The organism is Streptomyces sp. NPDC001513 (assembly GCF_042894695.1).
Taxonomy (GTDB): domain Bacteria; phylum Actinomycetota; class Actinomycetes; order Streptomycetales; family Streptomycetaceae; genus Streptomyces.
Genome location: NZ_JBIAVU010000017.1, coordinates 136,102 through 151,398, shown reverse-complemented (window position 1 = coordinate 151,398; position 15,297 = coordinate 136,102). Strand labels below are relative to the sequence as shown.

The 15,297-nt window shown below is 71.9% G+C and carries 12 protein-coding genes; 9 read left to right on the top strand and 3 right to left on the bottom strand.

Going from position 1 to position 15,297, the window contains the following annotated elements:
* Positions 1-25: 25 nt before the first annotated feature.
* Positions 26-721, bottom strand: coding sequence for an alpha/beta hydrolase (locus ACFYZ4_RS33045; RefSeq protein ID WP_351288564.1), 696 nt, complete (start codon positions 719-721; stop codon positions 26-28).
* Between the two features lie 166 nt (positions 722-887).
* On the opposite strand from ACFYZ4_RS33045, the gene ACFYZ4_RS33040 reads away from it, so the two are divergent.
* The 3 genes from ACFYZ4_RS33040 to ACFYZ4_RS33030 all read left to right on the top strand — a co-directional run bounded on the left by ACFYZ4_RS33040 (position 888) and on the right by ACFYZ4_RS33030 (position 5,873).
* Positions 888-2,162, top strand: a complete 1,275-nt coding sequence (locus ACFYZ4_RS33040) for a pyroglutamyl peptidase (protein ID WP_351288566.1) — start codon at positions 888-890, stop codon at positions 2,160-2,162.
* 204 nt (positions 2,163-2,366) lie between these two features.
* On the top strand, positions 2,367-3,461 hold the full coding sequence (locus tag ACFYZ4_RS33035; RefSeq protein WP_351288568.1) for a mechanosensitive ion channel family protein: 1,095 nt from the start codon (positions 2,367-2,369) through the stop codon (positions 3,459-3,461).
* A gap of 93 nt (positions 3,462-3,554) precedes the next feature.
* Positions 3,555-5,873, top strand: coding sequence for an ADP-ribosyltransferase domain-containing protein (locus tag ACFYZ4_RS33030; RefSeq protein ID WP_351288570.1), 2,319 nt, complete (start codon positions 3,555-3,557; stop codon positions 5,871-5,873).
* Between the two features lie 125 nt (positions 5,874-5,998).
* Here the strand turns inward: ACFYZ4_RS33030 and ACFYZ4_RS33025 are convergent, their stop codons facing one another.
* Both ACFYZ4_RS33025 and ACFYZ4_RS33020 read right to left on the bottom strand, forming a co-directional pair.
* Positions 5,999-6,232 (bottom strand): hypothetical protein, encoded by a 234-nt coding sequence (locus ACFYZ4_RS33025; protein WP_351288572.1) that lies wholly within the window; start codon positions 6,230-6,232, stop codon positions 5,999-6,001.
* A 440-nt stretch (positions 6,233-6,672) separates the two neighbouring features.
* On the bottom strand, positions 6,673-7,629 hold the full coding sequence (locus tag ACFYZ4_RS33020; protein ID WP_351288574.1) for a CorA family divalent cation transporter: 957 nt from the start codon (positions 7,627-7,629) through the stop codon (positions 6,673-6,675).
* A gap of 364 nt (positions 7,630-7,993) precedes the next feature.
* Between ACFYZ4_RS33020 and ACFYZ4_RS33015 the strand changes: the two genes are divergently transcribed.
* From ACFYZ4_RS33015 to ACFYZ4_RS32990, 6 genes are all read left to right on the top strand, one after another.
* Positions 7,994-8,638 (top strand): GAP family protein, encoded by a 645-nt coding sequence (locus ACFYZ4_RS33015; RefSeq protein ID WP_351288632.1) that lies wholly within the window; start codon positions 7,994-7,996, stop codon positions 8,636-8,638.
* A 127-nt stretch (positions 8,639-8,765) separates the two neighbouring features.
* On the top strand, positions 8,766-9,641 hold the full coding sequence (locus tag ACFYZ4_RS33010) for a hypothetical protein (protein WP_351288576.1): 876 nt from the start codon (positions 8,766-8,768) through the stop codon (positions 9,639-9,641).
* A 215-nt stretch (positions 9,642-9,856) separates the two neighbouring features.
* A complete protein-coding gene (locus ACFYZ4_RS33005; protein ID WP_351288578.1) occupies positions 9,857-11,530 on the top strand; it encodes a hypothetical protein in 1,674 nt (557 codons plus the stop codon).
* Positions 11,531-11,978: 448 nt separating this feature from the next.
* Positions 11,979-12,167 (top strand): thiazolylpeptide-type bacteriocin, encoded by a 189-nt coding sequence (locus ACFYZ4_RS33000; protein WP_351288580.1) that lies wholly within the window; start codon positions 11,979-11,981, stop codon positions 12,165-12,167.
* Positions 12,168-12,190: 23 nt separating this feature from the next.
* Positions 12,191-12,373 carry a thiazolylpeptide-type bacteriocin gene (locus tag ACFYZ4_RS32995; protein WP_390785616.1) on the top strand — a complete coding sequence of 61 codons (183 nt, stop codon included), beginning with the start codon at positions 12,191-12,193 and terminating at the stop codon, positions 12,371-12,373.
* A gap of 137 nt (positions 12,374-12,510) precedes the next feature.
* The gene (locus ACFYZ4_RS32990) at positions 12,511-15,219 is read left to right on the top strand and encodes a lantibiotic dehydratase (protein WP_390785615.1); all 2,709 of its coding nucleotides are present in this window, start codon (positions 12,511-12,513) and stop codon (positions 15,217-15,219) included.
* Positions 15,220-15,297 lie beyond the last annotated feature (78 nt).

Below are 15,297 nucleotides of genomic sequence, written 5' to 3'. Positions count from 1 at the left end.
CCACTCGCCCCACTCGCCCCTCGCGTCAGCCCGCGAGCTCGTTGGCGGCCTTCTCGATGAGGTCGACGACAGGACCCGGCCGGGAGGCCAGGGAGGCGTGGCCGGCGTCGAGCTCGACGATCGCGCGGGGATTCATGCGCTCCGCCATCCGGCGCTCGTTGTCCGGGTGGATCATCCGGTCCTGCGTCGAGACCTGGTACCAGGTGGGCTTGGTCCGCCAGGCGGGCGCCGTCACCGTGTCACCGAACGTCGAGCCGAGGGGCGCCTTCTGGGTGACCGCCATGACCAGGGCCTCGTCGGCGGACAGGTCCTGACAGAAGCTCTCGTGGAACATGTCCTGCTTGATCCACAGATAGCCGTCGGAGTCCGGGGCGATGTTCGCGAACGCCTCCGGCGGCATCTCCTGACTGATCTGGCCGGGGCTCTCGCCCGCGTCGGGGGCGAACGCGGCGATGTAGACCAGACCGACGACGTTGGGCAGATCGCCGGCCTCGGTGATGACGGCGCCGCCGTAGGAGTGGCCGACGAGCAGCACGGGACCGTCGATCTGCCGGACCATCCTGCGGGTGCGCTCGGCGTCGTCGGCGAGCGAGGTCAGCGGGTTCTCCACCGCGTGCAGACCGGTGAATCCCCGCTTGTTCAGCTCGACGATGACGTTCGCCCAGTGGGCGGCGCCGCCCCAGAAGCCGTGGACGAGAACGATGGAGGGCTTGGATGCCATGAGTGCGTGGACCGTCCTTCGAGGGGTGTCGTGTGTCCGAAATCCCCGCCCGGCTCTCCCCGCGCCCACGGTACGCGGACGGTGACGGGGTGTCACCGACCGCACGGGTTGTTGTCCGCCGCGGTGCCCTGGTGGGGGTGACAGCCGCTATGTAATGTCACATCGCATGATGTTCTTACGTCGTGCGGCATCGGCCGCCGCCCTCCTCGCCACCGTCCTCCCCGTGACGCTCGCCTCACCCGCACACGCCGCCGACAGCGCCCCGGCCTGCCGCCCCCCGGCGACCGCGGCGCTCGACGCCGAACAGGCACGGCTCGCGGACCCCCGCACCACCGCCCTGATCGAGCGGGCCGGGCTCACCGACTTCGTACGGCGCCTGCCCGCCGCCCTGTGCACGACACGCAGCCCCGCCGAGGCCGAACGGCTCCTGCGGACCTGGGGCGAGGCCCTCTGGCAGGCCTCCGTACGCCGCGCCCAGGGACAGCGGCCCGGCGGCGACCTCGCCCCCGGCGACGACCGCCCGCTGTACTGGGCACGGCTCGCCATGACCGCCGAACTCGCCCGCTGGCAGCCGCGGTTCACCGTCGACCGGGCAGCGCTCCGCGCCCGCTTCGAAGACACCTCCCGCGGCCTCACCGACAACGCCTTCCGGACCGAGCCCGGCGTACGACGCGTCTTCATCAGCGGCTTCGACCCCTTCGGACTCGACGCCGAGATACGCCGCGCCAACCCGTCCGGATCGGCCGCCCTCCAGCTCAACGGCCGCCGCGTGACCCTCGCCGACGGCAGCCCCGCCGAGATCCGCGCCGTCGTCCTCCCCGTCCGCTACGCCGACTTCGACGCCGGCATGGTGGAACGGGCCTTCGCCCCGCACCTCGCCGCCGGCCCCGCCTCGGCCGACATCATCACCACCGTCAGCCAGGGCTACCCCGGCATCTTCACCCTGGAGGACTGGGCGGGGCGGGCCCGCTCCGCCGACCCCTACCCCGACAATGCACGCGCCCTCTCCGGCGGCACCCGCGAACGCCCCGTGACCGCCCCCGGCCTCGGCCCCGGCCCCGAGTTCATCCGCACCACCCTCCCCGCCGACGCGGTGACCGCCGCCGTGCAGAGCCCCTACCCGGTCCTCCTCAACCCTGACGTGACCGAGATCCCGGCGGGCGCCACCGCCCCCGTGGACCGGACCGACGGCCCCACACCCGGCTCCCGCGCCGTGGCGGGCGGCGGAGGCGGCTACCTGTCCAACGAGGTCGCCTACCGCTCCAACCGGCTCCGCACCGAACTCGCCCCGCACCTGCCCGGCGGCCACCTCCACACCCCCGTACTCACCGGCCTGCCCGCCGACCCCCAACTGCTGACCGGCCCCGAGTTCGAACACAACGAGAACGCGATCACCGCCGAGGTCCGCACGATCCTCGAACACGCCGCCGTACGACGCTGAGCCGTCCGGTCACCGCCCCCGCCTGCGGTCCGTCACCCCGCCATGGGGCAGGATGGCAGCCCGTTCCGGATGCGTACACACGCCCGAACGCGGCTTACAGCACGACGAACTGACAGGTGACAAGGTGACGACACACCTCATACGACGCTCGGCAGCGCCCGCCGCCACACCCACCGGCCGGGAACGCGCGGCGGAGGAGGTCCGTTGAACCGGGATCTCGTCCTCCACGACTGGCTGGTCGCAGGCATCGCCCTGGCGGCGGGCGCCGCGGCCGGGCTGCTGCTGCGCGCCCTCCTGCGATGGCTGGGCCGGCACGCCGAGCGGACCCGGTGGAAGGGCGACGACGTCATCGTCGACGCACTGCGCACCATCGCCCCGGGCGCCGCGCTCATCGCCGGCGCCGCGGTGGCCGCCACGACCCTGCCGCTCACCGCCCGGGTCTCCGGCTTCGTCAACCAGTCCCTGACCGCGCTGCTCATCCTCATCGCCACGCTCGGCACGGCGCGGGTCGTCGCGGGCCTGGTCCAGTCCGTGGCGGGGACCCGCACCGGGGTGGCCGCGTCGGCGTCCATCTTCGTCAACATCACCCGGATCGTGGTCCTCGTGATGGGCTTCCTCGTCGCCCTGGAGACCCTCGGCGTGTCCATCGCGCCCCTGGTCACCGCCCTCGGCGTGGGTGGCCTGGCGGTGGCCCTGGCACTCCAGGACACCCTCGCCAACCTCTTCGCCGGGGTGCACATCCTCGCCTCGAAGACCGTGCAGCCCGGTGACTACATCCGGCTCACCAGCGGCGAGGAGGGGTACGTCGTCGACATCAACTGGCGCAACACCGTGGTGCGCAACCTGTCGAACAACCTGGTCATCATCCCCAACGGGCGTCTCGCACGGACGAACATGACCAACTTCACCCAGCCGGAAGCGCAGTTCTCGATCCTGGTCCAGGTGGGCGTGGGCTACGAGAGCGACCTGGAGCACGTCGAGCGGGTCACCCTCGACGTCGTCGACGGCGTGATGGCCGACATCAACGGCGCGGTCCCCGACCACGAAGGGGCCGTCCGCTTCCACACGTTCGCGGACTCCCGCATCAACTTCACCGTGATCCTGGGCGTCGGCGAGTTCAGCGACCAGTACCGGATCAAGCACGAGTTCATCAAGCGCCTGCACCGGCGCTTCCGTACGGAGGGCATCTCCATCCCCGCCCCGACCCGCACCGTCGCCCTCCAACACGACGAGCACCCCGCGTCGCCCCCGCACCCGCCCGTACCCCACCAGCGCGAGGCGTCGTTTCCGCAGCTGTGACGGCTGGTCATCACCCCCGCACCGGAGCTCCGTTGTCAGTGCCGGCGGCTACGTTCGCAGTGTTGAAGGGGCCTTTCCCGACAGGAGCGGACGATGACCGACAGCAGTGTTCAGCCCACGCTGAGGGTGGTGCTGACCGACGTGAACGAGCGCGTGGTGGAGGCATGGCGGGCGGCGTTCGCGGACACCCCCGGCATCGAGATCCGCCGGGGCTCGATCCTCGACGAGGACGTCGACGCCTGGGTCACCCCGACGAACTCCCGGGGCCGGATGGATGGCGGGGTCGACGCCGCCATCAAGCGTCACCTCGGATCCGGCATCCAGGTGCGCGTGCAGCGCGCGATCCGCGACCGGTTCGCCGGAGCGCTCCCGGTGGGCAGCGCGGTCTGCGTCCCCTCGGGGGCGACCACCCCCCGGTACCTGATATCGACGCCGACCATGGTCCAGTCCTCGCAGAACGTGAGCGCCACACTGAACGTGGCCCTGGCGTGCGCCGCCGCGTTCCAGGCCGTTCACCGGCAGAACCGGCACAAGCCGGGCAGCATCCGCTCCGTGGCCCTGGTCGGGATGGGCGCCCAGACCGGCCGGGTCCCGGCCAGGGTCTGCGCCAACCTCATGTGGACCGGCTACACCCTCTTCCACGACCACTGGTTCGAGGACGACGACGAGCTGCGCGCCACGATCGTCACGCAGCTGAACGGCATCGAGAACGCCCCCGTCGAGGAGCGGGTGCGCATCGTGGTGCCCAGCGCCGTCCCGCCCGCCCCCGCCGGCCACCCCGCCGGCCACGCCCCTGCCCCGACCACGACGAACGAGAGCCCCTCTGTCATGACGGACGCGAACGACCCCCTGGCTCTCACCGATCTCTTCGACGGCGGCGGCGAGCCGTGGCTGCCACTCCTGAAGCCGGTCATCGAGGCGCTGCCGGACGCACCCCGCTTCATCGGGAAGGGCCGCAGCCCCGAGGTCGTCCCGGTGCGCGAGCTGACCTTCCAGGCCCTCAAGCCCCACCCGCCGCACAAGTGGAAGGTCGTCGCCTTCGGCCAGAACCCCTACCCGCGGGCGGAGAGCGCGACCGGCATAGCCATGTTCGACAACACCTTCGGCGACTGGAAGGACAGCCAGTTCGGCAGGGTCGTCAGCATCCGCTGCCTCATCAAGGCGGCGGCGATGTGGAAGTACGGCATAGCCAAGAAGACGCCCATCGCCGACGTGCGCGCGCTGCTGAAGGAGCGGGACACCGTCCAGCCGCCCGAGTGGTTCCAGGCGATGCTCACCCAGGGCGTGCTGCTGCTGAACGCCTCGCTCACCGCCAGCGGCGACGGAGCGATGGGCACCGACCAGCACACGGCGTTCTGGCGGCCCGTCGCCGAACGGATCGTCGAGGAGATCCTCAAGGCCAAGCAGGACGCCGACGAGGAGGACCGCGGGATCGTCTTCGCCTGGTGGGGGGCGCACGCCCGCAACCTGAAGAGGGTCGTCCTGCGGCTCCAGGAGAAGTACCCGGACGTCGAGGTCCGCCACATCGACCACGCGAACCCGGCGGCGCAGGGCGACATCTTCTGCGAGGGCGACCACTTCGCCCTGGTCAACGAGGCCCTCACCTCACTCGGCGCCGACGTGATCGACTGGCTGCCCAGCAAGGGGTGGAACGCGGGGGCACCCGGCGCGGACGGGGGAGTCGCGGCCCGCATGGGCACCTTCATCGAGTCGACCATGAACCTGCACCAGCTGTACCTGGAGCGGCTCACCAGCGTCAAGGACGAGGGCCTGGTCCTCCCCGCGATCACCGGCGTCTTCGACACCCCGCTGATGGACTTCCAGGACGCCGTCGCACCGGTCGCCCGGACACTGTCCGGGCTCGCCGGACACATCGACCGCTCACGCGACTTCGGCAAGCGGCGGGCGGACGAGATGTCCGCCGGCCTGTCCGCCGACGCGATCGCCGCCCTCTACCTCTACACCTGCGAGTCCGCGTTCTACCGCGAGATCAACGCCGTCCTGCGCTCCCCGGACCGCACCAGGGTCACGCCCTACCTGCCGTACCTGCGCCTGCTGTTCTCGGCGGTCTCGGGGCTGCCCGCGCACACGCAGCCGCTGTGGCGCGGTGTGTCGCTGGACCTGCGGGCGCAGTACCCGGTGGGCCGGACGGTCACCTGGTGGGGCGTCTCCTCGTGCACCTCGCAGCTGAACGTGGCGCGGTCCTTCCTGGGCAGCCGCGGCAAGCGGACGCTCTTCGAGGTGACGCCCGCCAAGGCGGTCGGGATCAGGAGCTTCTCCGCCTTCACGGGGGAGGAGGAGTACATCCTCACACCGGGCACGCAGCTGAAGGTGACGGACGTGAAGAGCGAGCGCAGCGGCCTCTACACGGTCAAGCTGACCGAAGTGGACGACACCTCCATGGTGTCCTGACCCGCCCGGCCGGCCCCTACGCGACCTCCGGCTGCGCCGATGCCGCGACCCCGGGCGGCAGACTCCCCGAATCCCGCGGCATCGGCTACCTCCACTGACCCCGGGCCTTCCGGGTCATCCGGAACCTAGCTCCAGCGCTGGTAGTCCCCGCCATTGCAGCCGAGGGTGTAGACATTGCCCGCGCTGTTGCTGTCCAGGCAGCGTGAGGTCGCCTTGTTCTTCAGGTACCAGCCCTTGGAATCCTTGAGCTCGTACCAGCGCTGGTAGTTGCCGCTGTTACGGCCCAGCTCGTATACGTTGCCATTCGCATCGCTGTCGAGGTTCGAGTTGTGGGCGGCGACCGATTCATTCCAGGTCACGCCGTCGTCGGTGCGCATGTCAATCCACTCGTTATTGCTCCAGCACCCGCCCGTGCTGACGCCATCGCTCCAGGTCGTGCCCCAGAGGAGGCACTTACCGGTGGCCTTGTTCGTCCAAGTGACCTTTCCGACCTCTTGAGCCGAGGCGGACCCGGACCCTCCGATTATGAGCACCGAAACGGCCGCCGCTGCCCCGACAGCGGATACCACTCGCTTTGCGAACATCTGAAAGTTCCCCCGTGTGTGATGGCTCGATTCGACTCCCGCAAAAGAGTCTTTGAACGCTCCGGGAATTTATCACGCCGGTCACACCCCGGCAAGATCGTTTTGACGAGGGAAAACGCCTTTGCGGATTACGCGCATCCGCTTATCGGCCTCTGCGGCCAGAGCCTGATGAATGAGTTGCGAAGCCGGAATTCAGCCGGTGATTTCCGCGGGACCTACTCGTCGTCGACGTGGCCGTCGTCGTCCCGGAGCCTGCGCCAGAGGCCGGTGCGGTGCAGCGTGTAGAGCGCGATGGCCAGGAACGCCACCTGCAGCCCCACGGCGAGCAGCCAGAAGACGGCCCCGCTCTCGATCTCGTCCGTCAGGTAGGCGAAGTTCATGCCGAAGAAGCCCGTCAGGAAGGTCAGCGGCAGGAAGATCGTCGACACGATCGCCAGGCGGTTGATCACGCCGTTCTGGTCGGCGGACACCAGGGAGGAGTAGCTGCCGAAGGCGCGCCGGGCCGCTTCCTGGAGCGACTCGATGTCGGTGAGCACCAACCGGGCGGTGCGCTGGTACTCGCGGACCAGCCGCTGGCGCTCCTCCGGGAAGCTGCCGCTCATCATCCGGCGGGTGACCGTCTCCTCCGTCACCCGGTGGTAGGGGAGGAGCGTGTGGTGCAGGAGGGCCGCGGTACGCCGCAGCCGCGTCAGGCGGTAGACCTGCTCGGGCTGCCGTCGGCGAAACATCTCGTCCTCCAGGTCCTTCACGTCCAGCAGGGCCTGGACGGCGGACCCCCGATACGTCTCCAGGGCCTCGTCCAGCAGCAGGAACAGCATGGCCACGGCGTCCGGCGGACGTTCGTTGGGGAAACGGGCGGCGAGGCTTGCGATCAGGCGGGCCGCCCCCCGGTGCACCGTGACGAGATACCTCTCGGTCACCACGGCATGGACGTGAATGACCTGGCCCGCCTCGATCGCGGGCACGACGAACGCGGCGCTGTCCCCGAGGAACTCGGCCCGCACCGACTCGCCCTCCCGCCCGAGCCACGCCAGATCCGCATGCTCCAGACCCAGCAGGTGCGCGAGCGGCTGCCCGACGGGCAAGGACTTCTCGGACAGTTCCACGTCCACGAGCAGGAAAGAGGACGTCGCGAGGCGCTCGCGCGCCTCGGACACACGGGTACGCGTCATGGCGCCGTCCGGCATGGACATCACCGATACGATCATCGTCCCTCGCCGTAGGCCCAGGCCATCGGATGCGTCGCCTCCAGCCTGTACGTGCGACGGCGCAGCGCAATCCCGGCGACGCGTTCGCCCGGCAACGCACCTCGAACAGGTGATCCCCGGGCCGGCCCGCCCCCGCCGACCGGGACGCGGCGGACCTCCAGCCACCCGCGCGTGCGGCATTCGGGGACGTGCGCGTGGCCTGCTTGACCGCCCGGGCCGCCGGACGCAGAGTCGGAACGCGGTGCCGTGACAGCACCGCCCGACCCCGTCTGCGGCGCGCCCGTCCGAAGGCGGCAGACGGCCCTGGCCTCCGGGAGTGACTGCGCTGATGGTCCTCGACCTGGTCGTGATCGGTACGGCCATCACCCTGGGGCCCCTGCACAACAGCGCCTTCATCCTGCTGCTCTCCTCACGGCGTGGTGTCCGCAAGGGCCTGGCGTTCCTGCTGTCGTGGCTCGCCAACCTGGTCGTGGTGATCGCGTGCGTGGTGCTGCTGACCGGTGGCGAGCCCCCGGCCCGCCACAGCGCGCCGTCGACCGCCGCGGCGAGTGCGAAACTCGCCATCGGCCTGGGGATGGTGCTGTACGGAGCGCACCGGCGCCGTCGCCCGCCCCGCCCGCACGGCCCGCCGCGCTGGACCGCCCGGGTGGACGGCGCCTCACTGGTCACGGCCGCCGGACTGGCCTGGCTGCTGCAGCCCTGGGCGCTGGTCGGCGCCGGCGCCGCCACGGTCGTCGCCGCGGACCTGTCCTCCCTCAGCGACTGGCTCGCACTGACCGGCTACTGCCTGCTGGCCACCCTCGGCCTCATCGTCATGGAGATGTACACGGTCTGGGCACCGGCGGCCGCGGGCGCCAGGCTGGACGCCCTGCGGGTCTGGCTCGAGCGGCACCAGGAGCAGCTGATCGTCACGCTCTCCCTGCTCGTCGGCCTGTGGCTGGCGGCCCGCGGCATCTACGAGCTGGTCGCCTGACCGCTCGGCGCGAGGTGGGCGCGGAGAATGAATTGAACACGTTCAGCCCGGCTGGCAGTATGGAGGTGCGCGCCGCCCCGGCCGGGGCGGACGCGTCTGTTTCGCCGTGCCGCGAGGGGGGTTGGCCGTGCATCAGAAGCGGTCGTACGGCCGGATGTTGCCTGTCTCGGCGCTGGTGGGCTGCCTGGAGGTCGCGCTCGCCGTCGTGGTGATCCTCCTGTACGTACGGACGCAACCGCCGCCGGACAGCCCGGTCGACCACACCGCCCTCGCGGCGGGCCTGTTCTCCTTCGGCGCGATCGTCGTGGTGATCGCCTTCCTGCTGTCGCTGGTCTTCGTCCTGCCGGCGGTGGCGCTGGCCGACCAGCTCGGCCGCCGGATCGGCGGCCGCGAGGCGTGGTGGTGGGTGCCGCTGACGGTGGCGGCCCTGGTGGCACCGCCGATCTGGGCCTTCGCCTCGTACAACCACGTGGAGACCCGGTCCGTGCTCGTCTTCTGGGCGACAGCCGTCGCGTCGCTCTCGACGGGCGCCCTGATCGCCCGGCCCCGGCACCCGGGGCTGGGTCGGCAAGTGGCGCTGTGGGGTACGGCGGTGGTGGCGGGGACGGGCCTGCTCGGCGCGCTGGGGCTCACCGCCGGCCTGCTGCCCGCGTACGAGCCGCCGGCGATCGGGCCGGCGACCGTACCCGGCACCTGGGTCGACCACACGGGCGGAACCATGGTCTTCACACCGGACGGCCGGGTCACGGTCTCCAGCGTCGGCGAGCACGGCCCCGGCGCCGACCCGCACCGCATGCCGCCGCAGTGCTCGGGCTCCGGCACCTGGTCGTACGAGCCCGGGCGGGGCGTGCGGAGCCAGAAGGTCCGCGTACAGGTCGCGGGGTGTTCCTGGCCGGCGTGGAGCGTCGGCGGCACCGAGGGGGAGCCCCGGATCCACCAGCGCGTCGGCCACCCGGATTCGGAGTACCTGTACCAGCTGCGAAAGGTCACCAGCCGCTCCTGACACCGGAGCGCCGGAACGCCGAAACACCGCGCCCTGACGGCAACTTGATCATTTTTGGTGCAACCACCGTGAACGCCCTGCCGTCCTGAGCTGCAGGGCGTTCGTACGTTACGGAACTATGTTCGTGTTTGACCGCCTATATGTGTACTCTGAACGCGCTTCATTTTCTGAACAGGTTCAAGAACAAGGGGGGACCGGTGCACCGTCACCGCGTCATGATTTCGGCTGCCGTCGTCGCGGCAGCCATCGGCTTCGTACCGAACGTGGCCCAGGCCTCAGACCAGCCTGCGGACCGTACGGGCAGCGTGGCCGCCGCCATTGATTCCGCGAAGGCCGCGGCGATGGCTTCCGCCGTCTTCCACAGCCCGGCCGAGCGCACCGTGCGCAAGGCCACCACCACGCCCGCCGACGCGGGCGAGAACGGCAAGGCGGCCGCCGCTCCGCAGGCCGCCGGCGCCGGCGCCGGCGCCGTCAAGGACAACCCGGGCCTCGCGGTCGACCTGCGCGCCTCGGGCACCACCGCACACGGCATCAGCCTCGCGTCCCGGATCAGCACCAGCGTCGAGTCCTCGATCCGCGTCGAGATCAACTGGGGCGACGGCCAGACCGAGACCAGCCACACCACCAACGCCAAACTCCTCAAGGCGGACCACAAGTTCGCCGAGGTCGGCACCCACACGGTCACGGTCACCCTGACCGACCTGGACAACAACGTGACCGCCACCAACAGCGTGGAGGTCCAGGCGTCCGGTTCGAAGTTCACCCCGCACGGCCCGACCAGGCTGCTGGACACCCGCGACGGCACCGGCGCCGCCGCAGGCCCGGTCCTCCCGTACGGCACGACCCGTGTGAAGATCGGCGGCAACAGCGGCATTCCGGCCGGCGCGACCGCCGTGGCCCTCAACCTGACCGTCACCAACGCCCGTTCCGGCGGCCATGTCACGGCCTACCCGTCGGGCACGGAGCAGCCGGACACCTCGAACGTCAACTTCGTCGCGGGGCAGACCGTGCCGAACATGACGATCGTGCCGGTCGGCGCGGACGGCTACGTGGAGTTCGTCAACCGCAGCCCCGGCGACGTGGACCTGATCGCGGACGTCACCGGGTACTTCACCCGCACCAACGCCGGCGGCTACACCTCGCTGGACCCGGCCCGCATCGTCGACAGCCGTGAGGGCCTCGGCACCTCACGGGGCCAGGTCGACGGGCAGAGCACGTTCCCCGTGCAGATCGCCGGCCAGGCCGGCGTCCCGTCCCGGGGCGTCACCGCCGTGGCCCTCAACGTCACGGTCACCAACCCGAAGAGCGCCGGCCACCTGACGCTCTTCCCGAGCGGGCAGCAGGCCCCGTCCACGTCGAACGTGAACTTCACGTCGGGCCAGACGATCGCGAACTCGGTGATCGTCCCGGTGGGCTCCGACGGCAGGATCAACGTCCGCAACGGCGGCTGGGACCCGGCCGACGTGATCGTGGACGTCGTCGGCTACTACAGCCCCGACAGCAAGGCCGCCTACCTGCCCGTCACGCCCACGCGGCTGTACGACTCGCGCAAGTGGTCCGTCGTGCCCGGCCAGGACTACAGCTACCTGCCGCTCGCCGACGGCAAGCCGTGGGTCACGGGCTACGTCCTGAACGCCACGGTCACCAACACCCAGGGCGACGGCCACCTCACGGTCGCCCCGGACACCAACACCTGGGCCCAGTACATCGGCGGGACCCAGATCCGCCCGACACCGCCCAACTCCTCCAACCTGAACTGGACGAAGGGCGCCACCGTCCCCAACCTCGTCCAGGCGAGCACCGGCAAGACCGGCGTCATCGACCTCTGGAACCGCAGCTGGGAGCCCACCGACATGGTGGTCGACATGTTCGGTCTCTACGAGTACTGATCCGCCCGGCGGACCCAGCCCCACCCCCGTGCCCCGGGAACAGCCACTGCGGCCGTTCCCGGGGCACACCCCGTTCCCGGCCCGGTCCACCCCGCCGACCCCGGAGCCGGCCGGCCGCCGATAAACACTCGGGGAATTCGCTGAAATCAAGCCGGTCGGCGCAATTTCCGTGCCCCCGCCGAGAAATGCGGCCGCTTACGCTCCGGCGGGGCTCAAGCGACCCCGGGGAATACTGGAGAGCGGCCGGAACGTCGGCCGGAACACCCTCATGGCCGGATTTCATCGGCGGCAACGTGACGAAGTCGAACCGGACTTGCCCAGGTAGCGAGCAGAAGCCCCGCACGCTTGCCGCCGTCCGGACGACCTCGCAATGCTTTCCGCGCACGATCCGGTCGACTGAAGTCCAGTGCACCTTCGGCTTTCCGCTTCCACACCCCGGGAGACTTATATGTCCGACACTGCACGTACCCCCGAATTCGAACTCCACGACCTGGAACTCGATCTCGGCGACCTCACCGTCACCTCGATGAGGGACACCTCCGCACTGCCCGAGGGCGGGGCGTCCTGGGGCTCCTGCTCCTGCCAGGGATCGTCGTCCTGCGCCCAGCCGCAGAACTCCGTCGCCCTCGAGGCCTGACCCCGCACACGAGAGGAAACCCCATGACCGACCACACGCAGTCCGCCGGTTTCGACCTCGACGAACTCGACCTCGGTGAAATCACCGTGACCTCCATGCGGGACACCGTCGCGCTGCCCGAAGGCGGCGCGTCCAACGGCGGCAGCTCCTGTTCCTGCGGCTCGTCCTCCTGCGCACACCCGCAGATGCCCGAACTCCCCGTGTAAGGAGATTCGGACGCACCACCGCACGCCAGCAACAACGCACCACCGCGCCACCGCACGACCGCTCGGCAGAGCTTCCCGCCGTGCCACGCGCCCGGCGGGAAGCCCGCGCACCGCCCCCACCCACAGGACGGAAACCCATGCCGCAGCCGCACTCCACCCCCGGCGCCGACGGCTACCGGGTACGCTCCGCCCCCTACGCGCTGGCCCGCGCCACCGTGCTCGCCCACCCGGCCCAGCACCCGGCCCCGGCCGCCTTCCGGGACCTGCTGGCCCGCCTCCACCGGCTCGACACCCAACTGGCCCTGACCGCCGCCCCGCTCTGCGACGACCTGTACGCCGCCCGCGACGACCACCCCGCAGGCTTCCACCGCGACGTCGTCCTGCCCCTGCGACGGGCCCTGCACAACGGCCGCGAACCCCGCCCCGCCCTGCTCGCCCGCCTCGGCGACCTCCCCGCCCGCCTTCCCCGGCTCACCACCTGGCTCACCCTGCGCGCCGACCGCGACACCCTCCTCACCGCCCTCGACGCCGCCGCGGGACCCGCCCTCGACGCCGAACGCGCCGAACTCGCCGCCCTCTGCCGCGAACCCGCCCTCACCAAGGCCACCGCCCTGACCAGCGCCGACCTGCTGCGCGCCGTGAACCGTGCCGCCACCGGCGCGGCCGACCGCCGGGCCCGCAAAGAGGAGCCCACCGTGCTGCGCTACGCCCTGCGGGCCAGCACCAAGACCAGCCCGCTGTCGTGGTTCACGGCGGTCGGGTGGGGCCCGCTGGCCGGCGCGCCCGCCGACGGCCCGGCCCGCCCCGTGACCTCCTGGGGCGCCGCACCCCTCCTCGACGGCCCCCTGCGCCCCGTCGTACGGGCCAACCGCACCCTGACGACCGCGCTGACCCTCGCCCTCCTCGACGCTCCGCACCGCCGCACCACACTGCCCCACCGCATCACCAGCACCGCACGGACCACCGACGGACGGGCCGCCTACTCCCGCGACCGGCCCACCTTCGCCGGCGGCCGCTACCTCGTGCCCGGCGAGGACGAGGCGGAGGTGGCCTCCGGCGGACCGCTGCGCCTGCTCACCGCCCTCGCCGAGAACCCCGTACCGCTCGCGGAGCTGACACGGCAGCTGGCCGCGGCACTCGGCCCGGCCGCCGCCGACGGTGATGCCGGTGGCGGTGGTGATGACGGCCGGGCCGCGGCCGCCGCCTTCCTCGACCAGCTCGCCCACGCCGGCCTGCTGGTCCCGCAGGACCCCGTCCCCCCGCAGGACCCCGACCCCCTGCACCACCTCGCCGCCTGGTTACGGACCTTCGCACCCGGCCACCCGGAAGACGCCGAACGCGCCGAGCGGATCACCGAACTCGGCTCGCTGACCGCCCGGTTCGCCGCCGCCCCGGCCGCGGAACGCCCCGAACGGCTCGCCGCCCTCACCCGGCGCTGGACCGACGAGCTGGCCGCCGCCGGCCGGCCCGTCCCCACCGCCTCCGCCCCGCTGACCGTCCTGTCCGAGGACGTGGTCGCCCCGCGCCCGCTGGCGCTCGACGGCTTCCTCGGCGCCGCCGACCACGAGGCGCTCGGCGAGGTCACCGCCCTCGCCGAACTCTTCGACCTCGGCCATCTCGTCCGCCGCGCCGTCCGGGACCGCTTCGTCGAGCGCTACGGCACCGGCGGACGCTGCGCGCACCCCTGGGAGTTCGGCCCGGACGTCACCGCCGCCTGGGAGTCCGCCGGACGGATCGCCCTCCTCGACCCCGCCGACCGCGACGCGTTCCCCAGCGCGACCGAACCGCTCGCCCGGCTGCGTACGGAGGTCGCCGACGCCCTGCGCGACCACAACCCTCCCGCCGGGGCCCACGACGAGGCGGTGCTCCCCGCCGACACCCTCAAGACCCTCGGCGAACGGCTCCCCGCCCCGACCGTCGAACGGCCCCTCAGCTACGCCTACTTCCTCCAGCGCGACCCCGCCTCCGGGCTGCTGGCCGTCAACCACGTCTACGGCGGATGGGGCCGCTTCGCCAGCCGCTTCCTGGACTCCCTGGACCCCCGCGCCACCGCCGAGGTGTCCCGCCGGCTCCGCCGCGGCCTCGGCCCCGGCGCCCGCCCCGCCCAGATCCGCCCCGTCGGCGGGTTCAACGCCAACCTCCACCCCCTCCTCGTCCCGGACGAGATCGGCCCCGACCGGCACCGCACCCCGATCGCCGAGGCCGACCTGGAACTCGTCCACGACGAAGCCACCGACCAGGTCCGCATCCGCCTGCGGACCACCGGCGAGCTGCTCGACGTGCTGTACCCCGGCTTCCTCGCCCCCGTGCTGCTGCCGGCCCGCATCGCGCCCCACCTCGCCGACCACCCGGGCGGGGTCGTCGACCTCCGGCCCCTCGCCCCCCGCCGGTCCCTGGCCGCACCCGGCGGCCACGTCACCGTCGGCTCCCGGCTCCGCCACCGGCACGTGGTGCTCCAGCGCCGCCGCTGGCTGCTGCCGCCCGCCGTGGTGGCCCACCTGCGCGCCGACCTCGCCGCCGACACCGGCCCCGGCCGGGTCCCCGCGGCAGCCGCCGCCCACTGGCGCGCCCTGCTCGGCCTGCCCGAGCAGGTCTTCCTGCACCCGGTGGCCGGCGCCCCCACCGGCCGGGCCACCGAGGACTTCCTGAGCCGACTGGCCCGCCCCAAACCGCACTTCGCCGACCTCGGCAACGCCCTGCACCTGCGCTGCCTGGCCAAATGGCTGTCCCGGCACACCGACGGCGTCGTCCTCGAAGAGGCGCTGCCCGCACCCGGCGGCCTGTCCGCACCCACCCGGGCCGTCGAACTCGTCCTGGAGGTCTACCGGGACGGACGCCCGCGATGACCCCCCTGCCGAGCCCGCCGAGCCTGCCGATCCGGTCCGGCCGGTCCGGCCCGCCGAGCCCGCCGAGTCCGCAGCACC

Excerpts from the sequence above, each read along its gene's own strand:
- ACFYZ4_RS33045 (WP_351288564.1), bottom strand. The coding sequence starts at position 721 with ATGGCATCCAAGCCCTCCATCGTTCTCGTCCACGGCTTCTGGGGCGGC.
- ACFYZ4_RS33040 (WP_351288566.1), top strand. The coding sequence starts at position 888 with ATGATGTTCTTACGTCGTGCGGCATCGGCCGCCGCCCTCCTCGCCACC.
- ACFYZ4_RS32995 (WP_390785616.1), top strand. The coding sequence starts at position 12,191 with ATGACCGACCACACGCAGTCCGCCGGTTTCGACCTCGACGAACTCGAC.
- ACFYZ4_RS32990 (WP_390785615.1), top strand. The coding sequence starts at position 12,511 with ATGCCGCAGCCGCACTCCACCCCCGGCGCCGACGGCTACCGGGTACGC.
- ACFYZ4_RS33005 (WP_351288578.1), top strand. The coding sequence starts at position 9,857 with ATGATTTCGGCTGCCGTCGTCGCGGCAGCCATCGGCTTCGTACCGAAC.
- ACFYZ4_RS33030 (WP_351288570.1), top strand. The coding sequence starts at position 3,555 with ATGACCGACAGCAGTGTTCAGCCCACGCTGAGGGTGGTGCTGACCGAC.
- ACFYZ4_RS33015 (WP_351288632.1), top strand. The coding sequence starts at position 7,994 with ATGGTCCTCGACCTGGTCGTGATCGGTACGGCCATCACCCTGGGGCCC.
- ACFYZ4_RS33020 (WP_351288574.1), bottom strand. The coding sequence starts at position 7,629 with ATGACGCGTACCCGTGTGTCCGAGGCGCGCGAGCGCCTCGCGACGTCC.
- ACFYZ4_RS33000 (WP_351288580.1), top strand. The coding sequence starts at position 11,979 with ATGTCCGACACTGCACGTACCCCCGAATTCGAACTCCACGACCTGGAA.